Consider the following 15,384-nt stretch of genomic DNA (forward strand, 5'->3'; position numbering starts at 1 on the left):
AACCCCCCGTCGTCGTGCTGCTGGATCAGGTGTCGCGTGGATACGCCGGCCTCCGGCGGGTGCCGGCGCCGGCCAGGGCTGGTGCCTGTCAGGCGGCGAGGTCGTCGAGGGCGGGTTGGTGGGCCAGCCCGAGCGCGGTCTCCACCACCGCGACGAACTGTTCGGCGGCCCGGAGCAGGTCGTCGGCCTCCCGGGCGCTCACCACCCGGGGTATCCCCGCCTCGGCGGCGGCCCGCTTGCCGGCACCGGCGGCGAAGTAGGCCGCCCACTCGTCGAGCTCGGGGGCGACCGTGGAGAGCAGCACCCAGACGCTGGTGATCCGGTGACGTCGGGTGGGGGCGGGACGGGCGCGGGCGGCCAGCAGGGCCGCAGCGGCGCGCAGCGCGGCGAGGTGGGCGGCCGCGTACCGCAGGCCGTCGGGGCGGGTCTGGGCGGCCTCGGTGAGCCCGCCCCGGGCCACCTCGAGGAGCTGGGCCGGGGTGCGGTGCGGCAGCACGTGCGCGGGCACCGTCGGTGCCTGGGCCGGTTTGGACGGCATGACTGTCTCCTCCGCGTGACCGGGTCGGGCGCGGCGCGTGGCGGATAGGGATCCACCGGCGGACGCCCGGAAGCGGGTGGTGCGGAGGAAGACGCACCGTATGGGGGCCGGCCGGGTGTGGACGCTTCCCCACACCACACCCGGCCGGCGAACCGGCGGGTTCGTCGTCCGCCGCCCGGGGGTCGTGGGCGGCGGACGACGATCCTGCCTGACGGGACCGGGCTCGCGACTGCCCGGAACCCGGTGCGGTCCGCGAAACCGCACCTCCCGGGAGCCGGCGCCGCGAAACACCGCTCCCGGAGCGTTGGAACGGGTGTGCGACTCAATCGAACATCCGTTCTAACTACCCTGACAGTACACCCTCCCGCCGACGAAAACGCAACGTGTGACGCGCCGTCACCTCGAGGTCGGCGGACCCGCCCGCCCGCCGGTGACGCACCACCGTGGGCAACCCGGCCCCGGGCACCTGACCTGGCGGTACGTTGAACCTGAGGCACCACCGGAGGGAGGCGTCATGGCGGTCCTGCGGTTCCTCTACTCCCCGGCCGGGCGAGTCGCACGCGTCGTCGTCGGAATCGGGTTGATCACCATCGGCGCGTCCCTCGGCGGCTGGTGGTGGCTGCTGGCCCTGGTGGGTCTGCTGCCGGTGGCCACGGGCGTACTCGACATCTGCACCCTGGGGCCCCTCTTCGGCCGGCCGCTGTCCGGACGCCGCTTCCGGGAGTCCGCCGGGCAGCGGTGACCACCGGCGGCCGACGTCCCCCGGACACCGGCGTGGGCGGCTGAACCGGACGCGGGCGCACCGGGAAGAATGGTGGGCATGCAGCCACACCCGAACGTGCGCGCGGCGCAGGAGGCCCCGGCCGGCGGGGTGCCCCAGGCGGTCTTCCCCACCACGTACGCACACCTGCTGCGGATCACCTCCGGCACCCCGGCCGAGGTGGCGTGAACACCGTCCCCGAGCTGGTCACCCTGCACGTGTGGCGGACCTCCCGGGCCGCCCTGCCCCGGGCGCTGACCCGGATGGCGCTCGACCCGCGCCGGCTGCGCGCCGTCCCGGGCGTACGGTTCGGCAAGCTGCTCGGCACCGGGACCGGCACCGGCTTCGGGCCCGGCGACGCCGACCTGACCCGATGGGCGGCACTGACCGTCTGGGACTCACCCGACGCCGCCGAGGGCTTCGACGCCTCCCCCGTCGGTCGGGCCTGGGCCCGGATCGCCCGGTCGGCCGTCCGGGTCGACCTGCGCCCGCTGACCAGCCGGGGCGAGTGGTCGGGCCGGCGTCCGTTCGGCGACCCGCCGGGCGGCCGGACCGACGGGCCGGTGCTGGCGCTGACCCGGGCCCGACTGCGCCCCGCACGGGCGGTCACCTTCTGGAAGGCGGTCCCGCCGGTGGCCGCCGCCCTGCACGCCGCACCCGGCCTGCTCGCCCGCTTCGGCGTCGGGGAGGCGCCGCTGGGCTGGCAGGGCACCGTCAGCGTGTGGCGTGACCCGGCGGATCTCGTGGCGTTCGCGTACCGTCACCCGGAGCACCGCGCCGCGATCACCCGCACCCCCACCGAAGGGTGGTACGCGGAGGAACTCTTCGCGCGGTTCGCGGTGCGCGGCGTGGTCGGTGACCGCACGGTGCTGGGGTGGGCCGCCGACGGCGACCCGGAAACGCTGAGAGGAAACGCATGAGGTTGGTGCGGTGGACGCCGGATGATCTGGTCCGGCGGCTCGACGACGTGGTCGCCGTCTACGGGGAGGCGATGAACTACCGCGCCGACCTGCTGGAGGCCCGCCGCGGCTACATCGCCACCCACGTGCGCCGGCCCGGCTTCCGCGCCGTCGCCAGCCTCACCACCGAGGGCCACCTGGCCGGCTTCGGGTACGGCTACCAGGGCGCGTCCGGGCAGTGGTGGCACGACCAGGTGCACCGGGCGCTCGCCCCGCAGGCCCGGCAGCGTTGGCTGACCGACTGCTTCGAGGTGGTCGAGCTGCACGTCCGGCCGCCGGCGCAGGGGCACCGCGTGGGCACCCGGCAGCTCACCGCCCTGCTCACCCTCGCCGAGGGGAGCACCACCCTGCTCTCCACCCCGGAGGCCGACGAGCGGACGTCGCGGGCCTGGCGGCTGTACCGCCGGTTCGGCTTCGTCGACGTGCTGCGGCACTTCCGCTTCCCCGGCGACGAGCGCCCGTTCGGGGTACTCGGCCGGGACCTGCCACTGACCGCCCCCGCCGCACCCGGCCCGGCCACGCCGTGACCGTGCGGCGCGTCCCCTGGGTCCTGCTGGGCGTCCTCGTCCTGGCCCAGATCTGCTACCCGCTCACCACCGGCGTCACCCGGGCCCGGCTGACCGTCGCCACGGTCGTCCTCGGCTACCTGCTCTCGGTGAGCCACGCGCTGCTCAGCCGGGGTCCCCGAACGGCGGCGGCGCTGGTCGCGGTGGCCACCGGCGGCGGTTTCGCCATCGAGGCGCTCGGCGTGGCCACCGGCTTCCCGTTCGGCAGCTACGACTACTCCGGCGAACTGGGTCCGAAGCTTGCCGGGGTGCCGCTGATCATCCCCCTCGCGTGGACCTGGATGGCCTGGCCGGCCTGGCTGGCCGCCGTCCGGCTGACCTCGCCCACCGGCACGACCACCCGGACCGGCACGGGAGTCGGCGCGGTGGCGGGCGCCCGGTGGACACGGCACGCCGGGCGGATCGCGCTGGCCACCGTCGGGCTGGCCGCCTGGGACCTCTTCCTCGACCCGCAGATGGTGGCCGAGGGCTACTGGATCTGGCGCGACGCCACCCCGGCGCTGCCCGGGCTGCCCGGCATCCCGGTCAGCAACTACCTGGGCTGGCTGCTCTTCGCGGTACTGCTGATGAGCGCGCTGCGCCCCCTCGCGGGGCCGGCCGTCGCGGTCACCGACCGCCGCGACGACCCGATGTTCGCGCTCTACCTCTGGACGTACTTCTCCAGCGTGCTGGCGCACGCGGTCTTCCTCGCCCTGCCCGCCTCGGCGCTGTGGGGCGCCGCCGGCATGGCGGTGACCGCGGTGCCGCTGACGGTGACGCTGGTCCGCGCCCGCCGGCACCGCGACGACGGGCGGGCGCCCCGCCGGCCGGCGCGTTCCGGTGTCGACGCCACCGCATGAGCGAGCGCAGCAGCGGGGAGCGTGCGCGAAAGCCGCACGGCGCCCCCGACCGCAGAGAGGCGACGGCATGACCGCCGCACTCCTCGGCCTGGTCCTCGTGCTCGCCGCGCTGACCGCGCACACGGCGGTCAACGCCGGCCGTTGGCTGCGCCGCCCGCTCGACGGGCCGGTCCAGGTGGACGAGGCGGTGGCGGTGCTGCTGCCGCTGCGCGACGAGGCGGAGCGGGTGACCCCCTGCCTGCGGTCGCTGCTCACCCAACGGGGCGTGCCGGGGCTGCGGATCGTGGTGCTCGACGACGGCTCGACCGACGGCACCGCCGACGTGGTCCGCGCGGTGGCCGGCGACGATCCCCGGGTCACCCTGCTCACCGGGGTCGCCCCGCCGCCGGGCTGGCTGGGCAAGCCGCACGCCTGCCACCAGCTCGCCACCCGCACCGACCCGGCCGCCACCGTGCTGGCCTTCGTCGACGCGGACGTGGTGCTCACCCCGTACGCCGTGGCGGCGGCGGTGACCGAACTACGCGCCGCCGGGGCGACGCTGCTGTCGCCGTACCCCCGGATCGTGGTGCGGACGGCAGCCGACCGGCTGGTGCAGCCGCTGCTGCAGTGGTTGTGGCTGACCTTCCTGCCGCTGCGCGCGATGGAACGCTCGCCGCGGCCGTCGCTGGCGGCGGCCGGCGGGCAGTTCCTGCTGGTGGACCGGGCCGGCTACGCCGCGGCCGGCGGGCACGCCGCGGTCGCCGACAAGGTGCTGGAGGACATCGAGCTGGCCCGCGCGGTCAAGCGGTCCGGCGGGCGGATCGCCCTGGCCGACGGCTCCCGGCTGGCCAGCTGCCGGATGTACGAGAACTGGCCGCAGCTGCGCGACGGCTACACCAAGTCGCTGTGGGCCTCGTTCGGGCAGCCGAGCGCGGCGGCGACCGTGGTGGCCCTGCTGCTCCTGCTCTACACCGCTCCCCCGCTGGCCGCCGGGGCGGCACTGGCGGCCGGCACGCCGACGGTGGCCGCGCTCGCCGCCGCCGGCTACCTGCTCGGGGTCACCGGGCGGGTGGTCAGCGCCCGGGCCACCGGTGGGCGGGCCTGGCCCGACGCGCTGGCACACCCCGTGTCGGTCGTGGTCCTCGGTTGGCTGACCCTGCGGTCGTACCATCTGCGGAAGCGGCGACGCCTGTCCTGGCGCGGCCGCCCGGTCAGCTAGGAGGGCACGGCATGGCGCGGATCGTGGTCATCGGCGCCGGAGTCGGCGGGCTGGCCACCGCCGCCCGGCTGGCCGTCACCGGGCACCAGGTCACCGTCTTCGAACGGGCCGACACCGTCGGCGGCAAGCTCGGCCGGTACAGCCACGACACCCCGCAGGGGTCGTTCCACTTCGACACCGGGCCGAGCCTGTTCACCCTGCCCCAGGTCTTCCACGACCTGTTCGAGGCGACCGGGGCGAAACTCGACGAGTACCTCGACCTGACGCCGCTGGACCCGATCGTGCGGCACGTCTTCCCCGGCGGCGGGCCCACCCTGGACTCCTGCGCCGACCCGGTCGAGTTCGCCGCCCGGATCGGCGCGGCCCTCGGCGACCGGGCCGTCGCCGACTGGCAGGGGCTGTGGCGGCGGGCCGGGCGGGTCTGGGCGGCGTCGCACCGGGACATCCTCGGCCGGGTCATCGACTCCCCCCGCGACCTGGCGGCGCTGGCCTGGCGGCTGGGCGACCTGGCCGCGATCGGCCCCGGCCGCACCCTGCGCGGGCTGGGCCGCCGGCACCTGTCCGAGCCGCGGCTGCGGATGCTGCTCGACCGGTACGCCACCTACACCGGCGCCGACCCGCGCCGCGCGCCGGCCGCGCTGGTCGCCGTCCCCTACGCCGAGCTGACGTACGGCGGCTGGTACCTGCGTGGCGGGCTGGGCACCCTGGCCGACGCGCTGCTGTCGCGCTGCCTGGACCTGGGCGTGGTCGTGCAGACCGGGGCCACGGTCACCCGGATCGACGCCGCGGGCGGGCGGGTGCACGGGGTACGCCTCGCCGGCGTCGCCGCGCCCGTACCGGCCGACATCGTGGTGGCCAACGTCGACGCGCTCACCGTCTACCGGGACCTGCTGCCGCACCCGCGCCGGCTGGCCGGGCTCACCGACCGCAGCCTCGCCGGTTTCGTGCTGCTGCTCGGGGTACGCGGCGATTCCGGCCTGGCCCACCACAACGTCTTCTTCCCCCGCGACTACGACGCCGAGTTCGACGCGGTCTTCGGCCACCCGGGGCGGGGGGTGCGGGCCCGGCCGGCGGTCGACCCGACCGTCTTCGTCACCGTCGCCGACGACCCGATGGTCCGCCCCGACGGGCACGAGGCGTGGTTCGTGCTGGTCAACGCCGCGCGGCACGGCACCGCCGCGGGCGCCGTCGACTGGCGGCGGCCGGGGCTGGCCGAGGCGTACGCGGACCGGATCCTCGACGTGCTCGCCGAGCGGGGCGTGGACGTGCGCGACCGGCTGCTGTTCCGGGAGATCCGTACCCCGGCCGACCTGGACGCGGCGACCGGCGCACCGGGCGGGACGATCTACGGCACCGCCGGCGGGCTGCTCCGCCCGGCCAACCGTGGCCCGGCGGCCGGGCTGTGGCTGGTCGGCGGTTCCAGCCACCCGGGCGGCGGGCTGCCGATGGTCACCCTGTCGGCGCAGATCGTCGCCGAGGAGATCGGCCCCGCCTGGTAGCGGCGGCTCGCCCGCGCGCGGTGCCGCGCCCCGCCCCGTGATCGACTCCACGTCGCGCGGGCGCCACGCCGCATGATCGACTCCACGTCGCGCGGGCGCCACGGCCGCATGATCGACTCCGTGTCGGCGACGTGGCGGTATCCCGGTCCGAATGACACCGCCACATCGGCGCAACGGAGTCGATCACACCCGGCGGGCGGGCAACGCCTCCCCGGGCCGCGCAGCATGATCGACTCGACGTCGCCGAAATGGCCGCATCCGGGTCCGGATGACACCGCCACATCGGCGCCACGGAGTCGATCACACCCGGCCGCCCGGCAACCCGCCGCGCTCCGGGTGGCCCGACTCAGCTGGCGTCGATCAGCGCCCGGCGGACGGTGGACAGGAGCTGCCCGAGGCCGAACCCGGCCAGCAGCACCCAGACGGCGGTGGCCATGGTGATGGTGCCGGCGGCCAGGTCCGGGTCGATCATGCCGGTCAGCCCGGCCAGCAGCAGCCCGACCAGGGCCACGCAGACCCGGGTGGGGCGCTCCCCCACCGTCACCACGCCGATCTCCCGCATCCCGGCGGCGACGGCCCGGGCCCGCAGGTACTCGTGCAGCCAGGACAGCGCGCCGCCGGCCACCACCAGCGCCCCCGGTGCCCCGACCAGCCAGAACGCCACCAGCCAGGCGACCTCACCGAGCCGGTCGGCGATCGAGTCGTAGACGTAGCCGAGCCGGGTGGTACGGCCGGTGGCCACCGCAACCGCCCCGTCGACGCTGTCCGCCACGGACGCCAGCAGCACGAACAGGGCACCCACGATCGGGCCGTCCACCCCCCGTACGGCGAACAGCGGCACACAGAAGCAGAGCAGCACCCCCGCCACCGTGACGGCGGTCGGGGTGACCTTGAGCCGGCCCAGGATGTACCCGACGTGGTACGCGAAGCGCAGCCACGCGCGTACCACCGGAGCGGCGACCCGCGGGTCGAAGCCGCCGTGCAGACGCGCCCAGGCGGTCGCGTAGTCGTCCCACTTCAGCTGCTGTGTGCCCACCATCTCCTCAACCGTCGCGGCGCGGTTCTGGTGTCGGGGCCAGGGCGTTCACACCCGGGCGCCGGCCTGGAGGCTGCGCCACACCTCCCGGGTGGCGGTGGACCGGTTGAGGGTGATGAAGTGGATTCCCGGCACGCCCTCGTCGAGCAGCTTCGCGCACATCTCGCTGGCCTGCTCGACGCCGAGCCGGCGGACCGCCTCCGGGTCGTGGGCGACCCGCGCGAACCGCTCCGCCAGGGCGGGCGGGAAGGGAGCGCCGGAGAGCTGCACCGACCGCTCGATGGTGCCCATCTGGGTGACCGGCATCACGCCGGCCAGGATCGGGGTGTCGCAGCCGGTGGCGGCGACCCGGTCCCGCAGCCGCAGGTAGTCGTCGGCGTCGAAGAACATCTGGGTGATCGCGAACTCCGCGCCGGCCCGGCACTTGCGGACGAAGTGCGCGGTGTCGCTGGCGATGTCGGGCGAGCGCGGGTGCTTGTAGGGGAACGCGGCCACCCCGACGCTGAAGTCGCCGGCGTCGCGGACCAGCCGGACCAGTTCCTCGGCGTACAGCACCCCCTCGGGGTGGCGGACCCACTCGCCGCCCGGATCACCCGGCGGGTCGCCCCGCACGGCGAGCACGTTGCGCACCCCGACGCCGGCCAGCCGGCCGATGACGTGGCGCAGCTCGGCGACGGAGTGGTTGACCGCGGTCAGGTGCGCCATCGGCAGCAGAGTGGTCTCGGTGGCGATCCGCTCGGTCACCGCGACGGTGGTGTCCCGGGTCGATCCGCCAGCACCGTAGGTGATCGAGACGAACGAGGGACGCAGCGACTCCAGCTCGCGGATGGCCTGCCAGAGCAGGCGCTCGCCTTCATGCGTCTTGGGCGGGAAGAACTCGAACGAGAAGGTGGGCTGGCGGTCACGGATCAACTCCCCGATCGCCGGCTGCGGATTGGGGAGGACGGAAGGAAGACCGAGCGCCACGCCCCGACTCTAGCGGGCGACGGCGGCCGTACCCACGAACTTCCCATCGGAGCATCGACCGCCGTCGTCATTGCGGGCGTCGGCGGGCGGTCCCGGCCGGGGGCACGACCCGTCGGGCCGGCACCGGGAACAGACGTCACGGTGGTGGAAGTCGACCACGTAGCCAGCCATGAGCACCGCGAACGGCGGCTCCGCCCGCCCCTCACGCATGGCCGGTGCACTGCGCTCAAGCTTGGTCCAGCCGGTCCGGCCTCGTTTCCTCAGCAGCTCGATCAGCCGACGGCCCCGCGGCTCAGTGTCGAACGCCAGCTTGTCCATCAGTTCGACCAGCGGTGGCTCGATGTCGGTGTCGTCGACGCAGTCCCCACCCTTTTCGTCGGCCAGCTGCGTGAGGCATGCGGCCAGTTTGTCGGCCAGCCCGACCAGCCGTGGGTCGTCGGCGGTCCGGTCGAAAGCCTCCCCAGGGCGAGATAGAGGTCCATGAGCTACGGGTCGGCTCTGGTCCTGCTTTCGTGCACCGCCGGCCTCGCCTTCGACGTCGGGCGGCGGCAAATCGTCGTACCCCCGGGGTAGAACAGGGACCAGCGCGGACGGTGCCAGTCGGGGGCCGGTGCCGGGGGTCGTGCGCGGGGGTCAGCACCGACCGGCGGCGCGCCGGTCCGTCCTGGTGGACGGGCGGGCGTGGCCGCGCCGACACCTGTGCCGGAGGACCGATGACCCCGCCCGACCCGAGCCTGCTCGGGCCGCTGATCGCCCAGCTGCGCCTGGCCCGTGGCTGGAGCCAGCAGCGCCTCGCCGACGCGCTCTGCGCCGCCGCCGGCACGCCCACCCTGACCCGGCACGAGGTGTCCCGCTGGGAGCGGGCGGTACGGGTGCCGGGCGAGCGCTGGCGGCGTCACCTCGCCGCCGTGCTCGACGCACCGGCCGGGCTGCTCGGCGACGCTCCGGCGCGCAGCCGGCTGCCCGGCCCCGCCACGGCCCGCTCCCGGTCGGTGCTGCTGGCCCTGGCCCACCGCTGGGCGGCGGACCCGTCCGTGCCCCTGCTGCTCAACCCGGCGACGATCGACCACCTCGCCGGGCCGCCGCCGGACGGGTGGGCGGCCGACCCGGCATCCGACGATCACCCGAACAGGCCGCCACCCGGCAGCGAGCCGGCGGGCCCGCCCGGCACCATCGGGCTCGCCCAGTTGCGCCGGCTCGACGACCTGAGCGGCGGTGTGGACCTGGCCCCGGCCGGGGCGTACCGGCTGCGGCGGGTGGCCCGCGCGCTGCGCCGCGCCGGTCCGACCGGCCGGCGGCGGTTGCTGCCGGCGCTGGCCGAGACCGCCCAACTCGCCGGGTGGCTCGACGGCGACGCCGGTCACCTGGCGTCCGGGCTCGACGCGCACCGCCTCGGGCTGCGGGCCGCCGCCGCGACCGGCGACCGGGCGTTCGCCGGGCATGTGCTCGGCTCGGCCAGCCACCTGCTGGCCGCCGCCGACGACGCCGACGGCGCGCTGCTGCTGGCCCGGGCCGGGTACGCCGGCGTCGGCCGTGCGGCCAGTCCGGGACTGCGGGCGCTGCTGCTGCACCGGGTGGCGCTGGCCGCCGCGCTCGCCGGCCGGACCCCGGCCGGGCGGCAGGCACTGGACGCCGCCCTCCGCACGGCCGAAACCGTCGAGCCGGCCACCGAACCGGCGTGGCTCTACTGGCTGGACGGCGACGAGTTGGCCGCGATGACCGGCCGCACGCTGGTCGCGCTGGGTCGTCCCGGGCCGGCGGTGCCGCTGCTGCACACCGTCGGATCCGGTCGGGGCCCGCGCAGCGCGGCCGTCTACGGCGGCTGGCTGGCCCGAGGGCTGGTCCAGCTCGGCGAGGTCGACCAGGCCGCCGCCGTGGCCGGGGCCGCGCTGCGCGACGCCGTACGGGCCGGCTCGGCGCGGGCCGCCACCGCGCTGGTGGAGATGGACCGGCGACTCGCCGCACACCGGGTCGAGCCGGCGGTACGGCGCTGGCGCCGGCTGCTCGCCGACGCCCGCCCCTACCTGCCCCGGGCGCCGATGTCCCGCCGACCCGCGACGACGCGCCGACCCTGTGGTGGGGCGGGACCGCTCCGGACCGGTTAGCGTTCTGGCGTGACCCACGCTGCTCCCGTCTCCCCCGTCGACCGTGCCGGCCTGCGGCAGCGGGTCGACAAGGCCCTGGCCGAGTTCCTGGCGCACCAGCGCGCCCGGATGGCCCACGTCGACGACGCGCTGACACCGGTCGCCGAGGCGATCGAGGCGTTCGTGCTGGGCGGCGGCAAGCGGCTGCGCCCGGCGTTCGCGTACTGGGGGTTCCGGGGCGCCGGCGGGGTGGACTCCGACCAGGTGGTGACGGCGCTGGCGGCGTTGGAGTTCGTCCAGGCCAGCGCCCTGATCCACGACGACCTGATGGACCGGTCGGACACCCGTCGCGGTGAGCCCGCGGTGCACCGGCGGTTCGCCGCCCAGCACCGCGCGGCGGGTTGGGGCGGTGACCCGGACGGCTTCGGCGACGCGGCGGCGGTGCTGCTCGGCGACCTCTGCCTGGTCTGGTCCGACGAGCTGCTGCACTCCGCCGGCCTGGAGCCGCGGACGGTGGCCCGGGCCCGCCCGGTCTTCGACGAGATGCGCACCGAGGTGACCGTCGGGCAGTACCTGGACGTGTTGACGCAGGCCACCGGGGACACCTCCGTGGAGCGGGCCGGCAAGGTGGCCCGGTACAAGTCGGCGAAGTACACCGTCGAACGGCCGCTGCTGCTCGGCGGGGCGCTGGCCGAGGCGTCGGCGGACGTGCGCGCGGCCTACTCGGCGTACGGGCTGCCGCTGGGCGAGGCGTTCCAGCTCCGCGACGACGTGCTCGGGGTCTTCGGTGACCCGGCGCAGACCGGCAAGCCGGCCGGCGACGACCTGCGCGAGGGCAAGCGCACCTATCTGGTGGCGGCGACCGTGGAGGCGACCGACGACGCCGGCCGCGAGCTGCTGCTGTCCCGGCTGGGCGACCCGGAGCTGGACGAGGACGGGGTGGCCCGGCTGCGCGAGCTGATCACCAGGTGCGGCGCGCTGGCACGTACCGAGCAGCGGATCGTCACCCTGACCGACGCCGCCCTGGCCGCCCTCACCACGGTCGACCTCGACACCGAGGCCCGCCAGTCCCTCGTAGACCTAGCCATCGCCGCCACCCGCCGCCCCAACTAACCCCTCCCGCCCCTCCCCTCTCCCCCCGTTGATCATGAAGTTACTGCCCCGACACGCCGGGCGGCAGTGGCAACAACTTCATGATCAACGGGCTCGACCCGAACCCGGACGGAGCCCGGGGGTGGAGGGGGAGGTTAGAAGCCGAGGGCTTGGGCGCGGCGCTTGACCTCGCGGGCCTGGTCGCCGCCGAGGGCGGTGGCCGCGGTGCCGCCGGGGAGGGTGCCGTCGGGGGCGTAGAGCCAGGCCAGCGACTCCTCGTCGTCGTAGCCGGCGTCGGTCAGCAGGTTCAGCACGCCCGGCAGGTGCTTGAGCACCGTCTTGTTCGCCACCAGGTCGGCCGGGATCCGGCGGACGCCGTCGCGGCGGACCGCGATCAGCTCCCGGTCGCGGATCATCTGGTGGACCTTGCTGATCGGCAGGTCCAGGCGCTCGGCGACGTCGGGCAGGGTAAGCCAGGCGGCCGGGTCGGTCGGGCCGGGAAGGCCGGCGCCGGAGGCCTGGTCGGCGGGTACGGAATCGGTCACCCGAACACCCTGTCACGTCGCCCCGAACGGGCCGCACCGGCACCCCGGGTGGCCTGCGCGGGCACGGCGGGACGGCCCTCAGCGGGAGCCGGCTGTAGCATCCTGTTCAACCTTCACCCCCCGGACACATAGACTGCCTGCCGATGGACACACAGGTCGCCGACACGTTGCTGGGCTCGCTGCTCGACGGGCGCTACCGCATTCGCGGGCGCGTCGCGCGCGGCGGGATGGCGACCGTGTACACCGCCACCGACGAGCGCCTGGAGCGCACCGTGGCGGTCAAGATCATTCACCCGTCCCAGGCCCCGGAGGCTCGCGCCCGCACGGCCGGGTTCATGGAGCGCTTCACCGACGAGGCCAAGACGATCGCCCGGTTGACCCACCCGAACGTGGTGGCGGTCTACGACCAGGGCGTCCACGCCGGCCTGCCCTACCTGGTGATGGAGTACGTCCGGGGCCGCACCCTGCGCGACGTGCTGGCCGAGCGACGCCGGCTCAACCCGGACGAGGCGCTGGCGATCATGGAGCAGATGCTCGCCGCGGTCGCCGCCGCGCACCGGGCCGGGCTGGTCCACCGCGACGTCAAGCCGGAGAACGTGCTGGTCGCCGAGGCGCCCACCGGCGGAGCGGCCAACCTCGTCGACAGCGTCGTCAAGGTCGCCGACTTCGGGCTGGCCCGCGCCGTCGAGGCCAGCGCCGACGAGGGCGACGGCAGCCAGCTGATGGCGACCGTGGCGTACGTGGCGCCGGAACTGGTCACCGACGGGCACGCCGATCCTCGCACCGACGTCTACGCCGCCGGCATCGTGCTCTTCGAGATGCTCACCGGCCGGGTCCCGTACGACGGTGACCGGCCGGTGGAGGTGGCCTGGCAGCACGTCGACCGGGACGTACCGGCCCCGTCGACCCTGGTGCCCGGACTGCCCCGGGTGCTCGACGACCTGGTGGCGCGGGCCACCCGACGCGACCCCGGGGCGCGCCCGACCGACGCCGGCGCCCTGCTGGCCGAGGTGCAGGTGGCCCGGGACGACCTGGGCAACCCGAACAACTCCCACACCGCCGTGCTGCGCCGGGTGACCGACGACGCGCCGGCGGTCGCCCAGCCGACCATGGTGGTCGCGGCGGTCCAGCCGTCCGAGCGTCCCGCCTGGGCCCGGCTGCCCGAGGGCGGCCCGCAGCGGCCGCACCGGCGTCGCGCCGCACCGGAGTCCGACCTGCGGGCCCGGCTGACCGCGCTCTGGGCACAGGTGGCGGCCGGTTCCCGGGGCCGGCTCTCGATCGCCGCCGCGGTGGTTGCCCTCGGCCTGCTCGCCGCGGTCGGCGGCTGGTGGGTCGGGGTGGGCCGCTACACGGTCGCCCCGCAGCTGGTGAGCCTGACCAAGGCCGAGGCGCAGGCCCAGGCCGACCGGGCCGGCTTCACCATCACGTACGCCCAGCCCCGCTATGACGAGACGGTCCCCCGGGACAGCGTCGTGGCGCAGAGCCCCACCTCGGCCGCGAAGATCCTCAAGGGCGGCACGATCACCCTGACCCTGTCCCTGGGGCCGGAGCGCTTCCCCGTGCCGGACGTGGTCGGCAAGGACTTCGAGCTGGCCGAGGCGGATCTGACCAGCGCGAACCTGGTGGTGGTCAAGGGTTCCTCGCGTTACGACGACAACCTGCCCGCGGGCGTGGTGGTGGCCACCAACCCCAAGGTGGGCACCGAGGTGAAGCCGGGCACGAAGATCACCCTCGTGCTGAGCAAGGGCAAGGCGCCGATCTCGGTGCCCAACCTGGTCGGCAAGAACGTCAACGAGGCGCGGACGGCGCTGGCGCAGCTCAACCTGGTGCCGGTGGAGACGTACAAGGACTCCGACAAACCCAAGGACGAGATCCTCGGGCAGAGCCCCGCCACCGGCGCCGGCGTCGAGAAGGGCGCGCAGGTCCGGCTCGACGTCAGCAAGGGCCCTCCACAGGTGATCGTGCCCCGGGTGGTGGACCTGCCGTGCCCGCAGGCGAAGCAGCAGTTGGAGGGGCAGGGCTTCGCGGTGACCATGCAGTTCAACCCGAACGGGATCGTCCGGTTCCAGAACCCGCCGGAGAACTCCCCCGTGCCGCCGAACACCACGATCACCCTCGGGTGCCTGTGATGACGCCGACCCGTCGTCCGGTCGGCTCGCACACCCCGACCTCGGGCGGCCTGGCCAGGGCGGCCCTGCCGTACGTGGACGCGGCCGGCTCCGAGGCGGTGCAGGTCTACGTCTCCAACTCGCGCGGCTGGGCGCTGCCGGCCGGCGACCCGACCCAGGACGGGCTCTTCCGCGACGGCTGCGGCGAGCGGGGCGTCCCCGTCTTCGTGCACGCCTCCCTGCTGGTGAACATCGGGTCCCCCACCCCGGCGACCGTGCAGCGCTCGGCGGAGACCCTGGCGCACGCGCTGCGCCGGGGTCGGGCGATCGGCGCGCAGGGAGTGGTGTTCCACGCCGGCAGCGCCGTCGACGCCGGGCACTTCGAGGCGGCCATGCGGCAGGTACGCGAGACGCTGCTGCCGCTGCTGGACGAGGCCGCGGCGGCGGGCGGGCCGATGCTGCTGGTCGAGCCGAGCGCGGGCGGCGGCCGCTCGCTCGCCTCCCGGGTGGAGCACCTCGGCCCCTACCTGGACGCGGTGGACCGCCACCCCGGGCTGGGCGTCTGCTTCGACACCTGCCACGCCTGGGCGGCGGGGCACGACCTGGCCGCCGAGGGCGGCATGACCGCCACCCTGGACACCCTGGTGGCCACCGTGGGGGCGGACCGGCTGCGGTTGGTCCACGCCAACGACTCCAAGGACCTGCTCGGCTCCACCCGGGACCGGCACGAGAACATCGGCAAGGGCAGCATCGGCGAGCCGGCGTTCGCCGAGCTGATGACCCACCCGGCCACCGCCGGGGTGCCCATCGTGGTGGAGACCCCCACGGAGAAGCACGAGGGCCACGCCACCGACATCGCCACCCTCCGCCGCCTCCACCCCTGACACCCCGCACCTCCGTCCGGCCCACCGCCCCCACCCGCCCCGGCTCGCCCCCACCCGCCCCGGCTCACCTCCGCCCGCCTCGGCTCACCTCCGCCCGCCTCGGCTCACCTCCGCCCGCCTCGGTGATCAAGAAGTTTGCGTCAGGATTCCGCCGGCGGGAGACGCAAACTTCTTGATCACCGGAAGCGAGGAGGCAGGCCCGGGCCCGAGAGCAGCACGCGGCGGCCCGGAAGCAGTGCCTGGTGCGGGGCCGAGAGCGACGCGGGGCGCGGAAGCGCGACGGGCCCGCGCCCGGGTGGGCACGGGCTCA

General features: G+C 75.4%; 15 protein-coding genes and 1 pseudogene. 11 read left to right on the forward strand and 5 right to left on the reverse strand.

The window, feature by feature from the left end; all coding sequences use genetic code 11:
- Window positions 1-88 precede the first annotated feature (88 nt).
- Window positions 89-538: an SAV_6107 family HEPN domain-containing protein gene (locus GA0070560_RS03615; RefSeq protein ID WP_091291309.1), complete on the reverse strand. Its 450-nt coding sequence runs from the start codon at window positions 536-538 to the stop codon at window positions 89-91.
- 514 nt (window positions 539-1,052) lie between these two features.
- On the opposite strand from GA0070560_RS03615, the gene GA0070560_RS03620 reads away from it, so the two are divergent.
- The 7 genes and pseudogenes from GA0070560_RS03620 (at window position 1,053) to GA0070560_RS03650 (ending at window position 6,359) form a co-directional block, all read left to right on the forward strand.
- Window positions 1,053-1,280 (forward strand): YgaP family membrane protein, encoded by a 228-nt coding sequence (locus tag GA0070560_RS03620; RefSeq protein WP_091291311.1) that lies wholly within the window; start codon window positions 1,053-1,055, stop codon window positions 1,278-1,280.
- A gap of 120 nt (window positions 1,281-1,400) precedes the next feature.
- Window positions 1,401-1,487, forward strand: a pseudogene (locus GA0070560_RS03625) (YbaK/EbsC family protein); the annotation flags it as partial.
- Window positions 1,484-2,218 (forward strand): monooxygenase, encoded by a 735-nt coding sequence (locus tag GA0070560_RS03630; RefSeq protein ID WP_091291313.1) that lies wholly within the window; start codon window positions 1,484-1,486, stop codon window positions 2,216-2,218. The pseudogene GA0070560_RS03625 and the gene GA0070560_RS03630, both read left to right, overlap by 4 nt.
- Window positions 2,215-2,784, forward strand: coding sequence for a GNAT family N-acetyltransferase (locus GA0070560_RS03635; protein WP_091291315.1), 570 nt, complete (start codon window positions 2,215-2,217; stop codon window positions 2,782-2,784). The genes GA0070560_RS03630 and GA0070560_RS03635 overlap by 4 nt, the downstream gene beginning before the upstream one ends.
- On the forward strand, window positions 2,781-3,662 hold the full coding sequence (locus GA0070560_RS03640; RefSeq protein WP_091291317.1) for a carotenoid biosynthesis protein: 882 nt from the start codon (window positions 2,781-2,783) through the stop codon (window positions 3,660-3,662). Before GA0070560_RS03635 ends, GA0070560_RS03640 begins: the two co-directional genes overlap by 4 nt.
- Window positions 3,663-3,729: 67 nt before the next feature.
- Window positions 3,730-4,860 (forward strand): glycosyltransferase family 2 protein, encoded by a 1,131-nt coding sequence (locus GA0070560_RS03645; protein WP_091291319.1) that lies wholly within the window; start codon window positions 3,730-3,732, stop codon window positions 4,858-4,860.
- 11 nt (window positions 4,861-4,871) lie between these two features.
- Window positions 4,872-6,359, forward strand: a complete 1,488-nt coding sequence (locus GA0070560_RS03650; RefSeq protein ID WP_091291322.1) for a phytoene desaturase family protein — start codon at window positions 4,872-4,874, stop codon at window positions 6,357-6,359.
- A gap of 346 nt (window positions 6,360-6,705) precedes the next feature.
- Here GA0070560_RS03650 and GA0070560_RS03655 read toward each other — a convergent pair whose 3' ends face one another.
- From GA0070560_RS03655 to GA0070560_RS29005, 3 genes are read right to left on the reverse strand one after another with little or no spacing between them, the layout of a single operon-like run.
- Window positions 6,706-7,398 carry a CDP-alcohol phosphatidyltransferase family protein gene (locus tag GA0070560_RS03655; RefSeq protein ID WP_091291324.1) on the reverse strand — a complete coding sequence of 231 codons (693 nt, stop codon included), beginning with the start codon at window positions 7,396-7,398 and terminating at the stop codon, window positions 6,706-6,708.
- A gap of 45 nt (window positions 7,399-7,443) precedes the next feature.
- Entirely contained in the window at window positions 7,444-8,361 is a 918-nt protein-coding gene (gene metF / locus GA0070560_RS03660) for a methylenetetrahydrofolate reductase [NAD(P)H] (RefSeq protein WP_091291326.1), read from the reverse strand.
- A 9-nt stretch (window positions 8,362-8,370) separates the two neighbouring features.
- The gene (locus GA0070560_RS29005) at window positions 8,371-8,913 is read right to left on the reverse strand and encodes a hypothetical protein (protein WP_211565744.1); all 543 of its coding nucleotides are present in this window, start codon (window positions 8,911-8,913) and stop codon (window positions 8,371-8,373) included.
- Between the two features lie 161 nt (window positions 8,914-9,074).
- On the opposite strand from GA0070560_RS29005, the gene GA0070560_RS03670 reads away from it, so the two are divergent.
- Both GA0070560_RS03670 and GA0070560_RS03675 read left to right on the forward strand, forming a co-directional pair.
- The gene (locus GA0070560_RS03670) at window positions 9,075-10,466 is read left to right on the forward strand and encodes a helix-turn-helix domain-containing protein (RefSeq protein ID WP_211565745.1); all 1,392 of its coding nucleotides are present in this window, start codon (window positions 9,075-9,077) and stop codon (window positions 10,464-10,466) included.
- Between the two features lie 9 nt (window positions 10,467-10,475).
- Window positions 10,476-11,558 (forward strand): polyprenyl synthetase family protein, encoded by a 1,083-nt coding sequence (locus tag GA0070560_RS03675; protein WP_091291328.1) that lies wholly within the window; start codon window positions 10,476-10,478, stop codon window positions 11,556-11,558.
- 134 nt (window positions 11,559-11,692) lie between these two features.
- Here GA0070560_RS03675 and GA0070560_RS03680 read toward each other — a convergent pair whose 3' ends face one another.
- On the reverse strand, window positions 11,693-12,082 hold the full coding sequence (locus GA0070560_RS03680; RefSeq protein ID WP_091291330.1) for an Rv2175c family DNA-binding protein: 390 nt from the start codon (window positions 12,080-12,082) through the stop codon (window positions 11,693-11,695).
- 143 nt (window positions 12,083-12,225) lie between these two features.
- Here GA0070560_RS03680 and pknB point away from each other — a divergent pair, with 143 nt between their 5' ends.
- Together pknB and GA0070560_RS03690 are read left to right on the forward strand one after the other, a co-directional pair.
- The gene (gene pknB, locus GA0070560_RS03685; protein WP_091291333.1) at window positions 12,226-14,211 is read left to right on the forward strand and encodes a Stk1 family PASTA domain-containing Ser/Thr kinase; all 1,986 of its coding nucleotides are present in this window, start codon (window positions 12,226-12,228) and stop codon (window positions 14,209-14,211) included.
- Window positions 14,211-15,074 carry a deoxyribonuclease IV gene (locus GA0070560_RS03690; RefSeq protein ID WP_091291336.1) on the forward strand — a complete coding sequence of 288 codons (864 nt, stop codon included), beginning with the start codon at window positions 14,211-14,213 and terminating at the stop codon, window positions 15,072-15,074. The genes pknB and GA0070560_RS03690 overlap by 1 nt, the downstream gene beginning before the upstream one ends.
- Window positions 15,075-15,384: the final 310 nt, after the last annotated feature.

Origin of the sequence: Micromonospora halophytica (assembly GCF_900090245.1) — a bacterium.
Taxonomy (GTDB): Bacteria; Actinomycetota; Actinomycetes; order Mycobacteriales; family Micromonosporaceae; genus Micromonospora; species Micromonospora halophytica.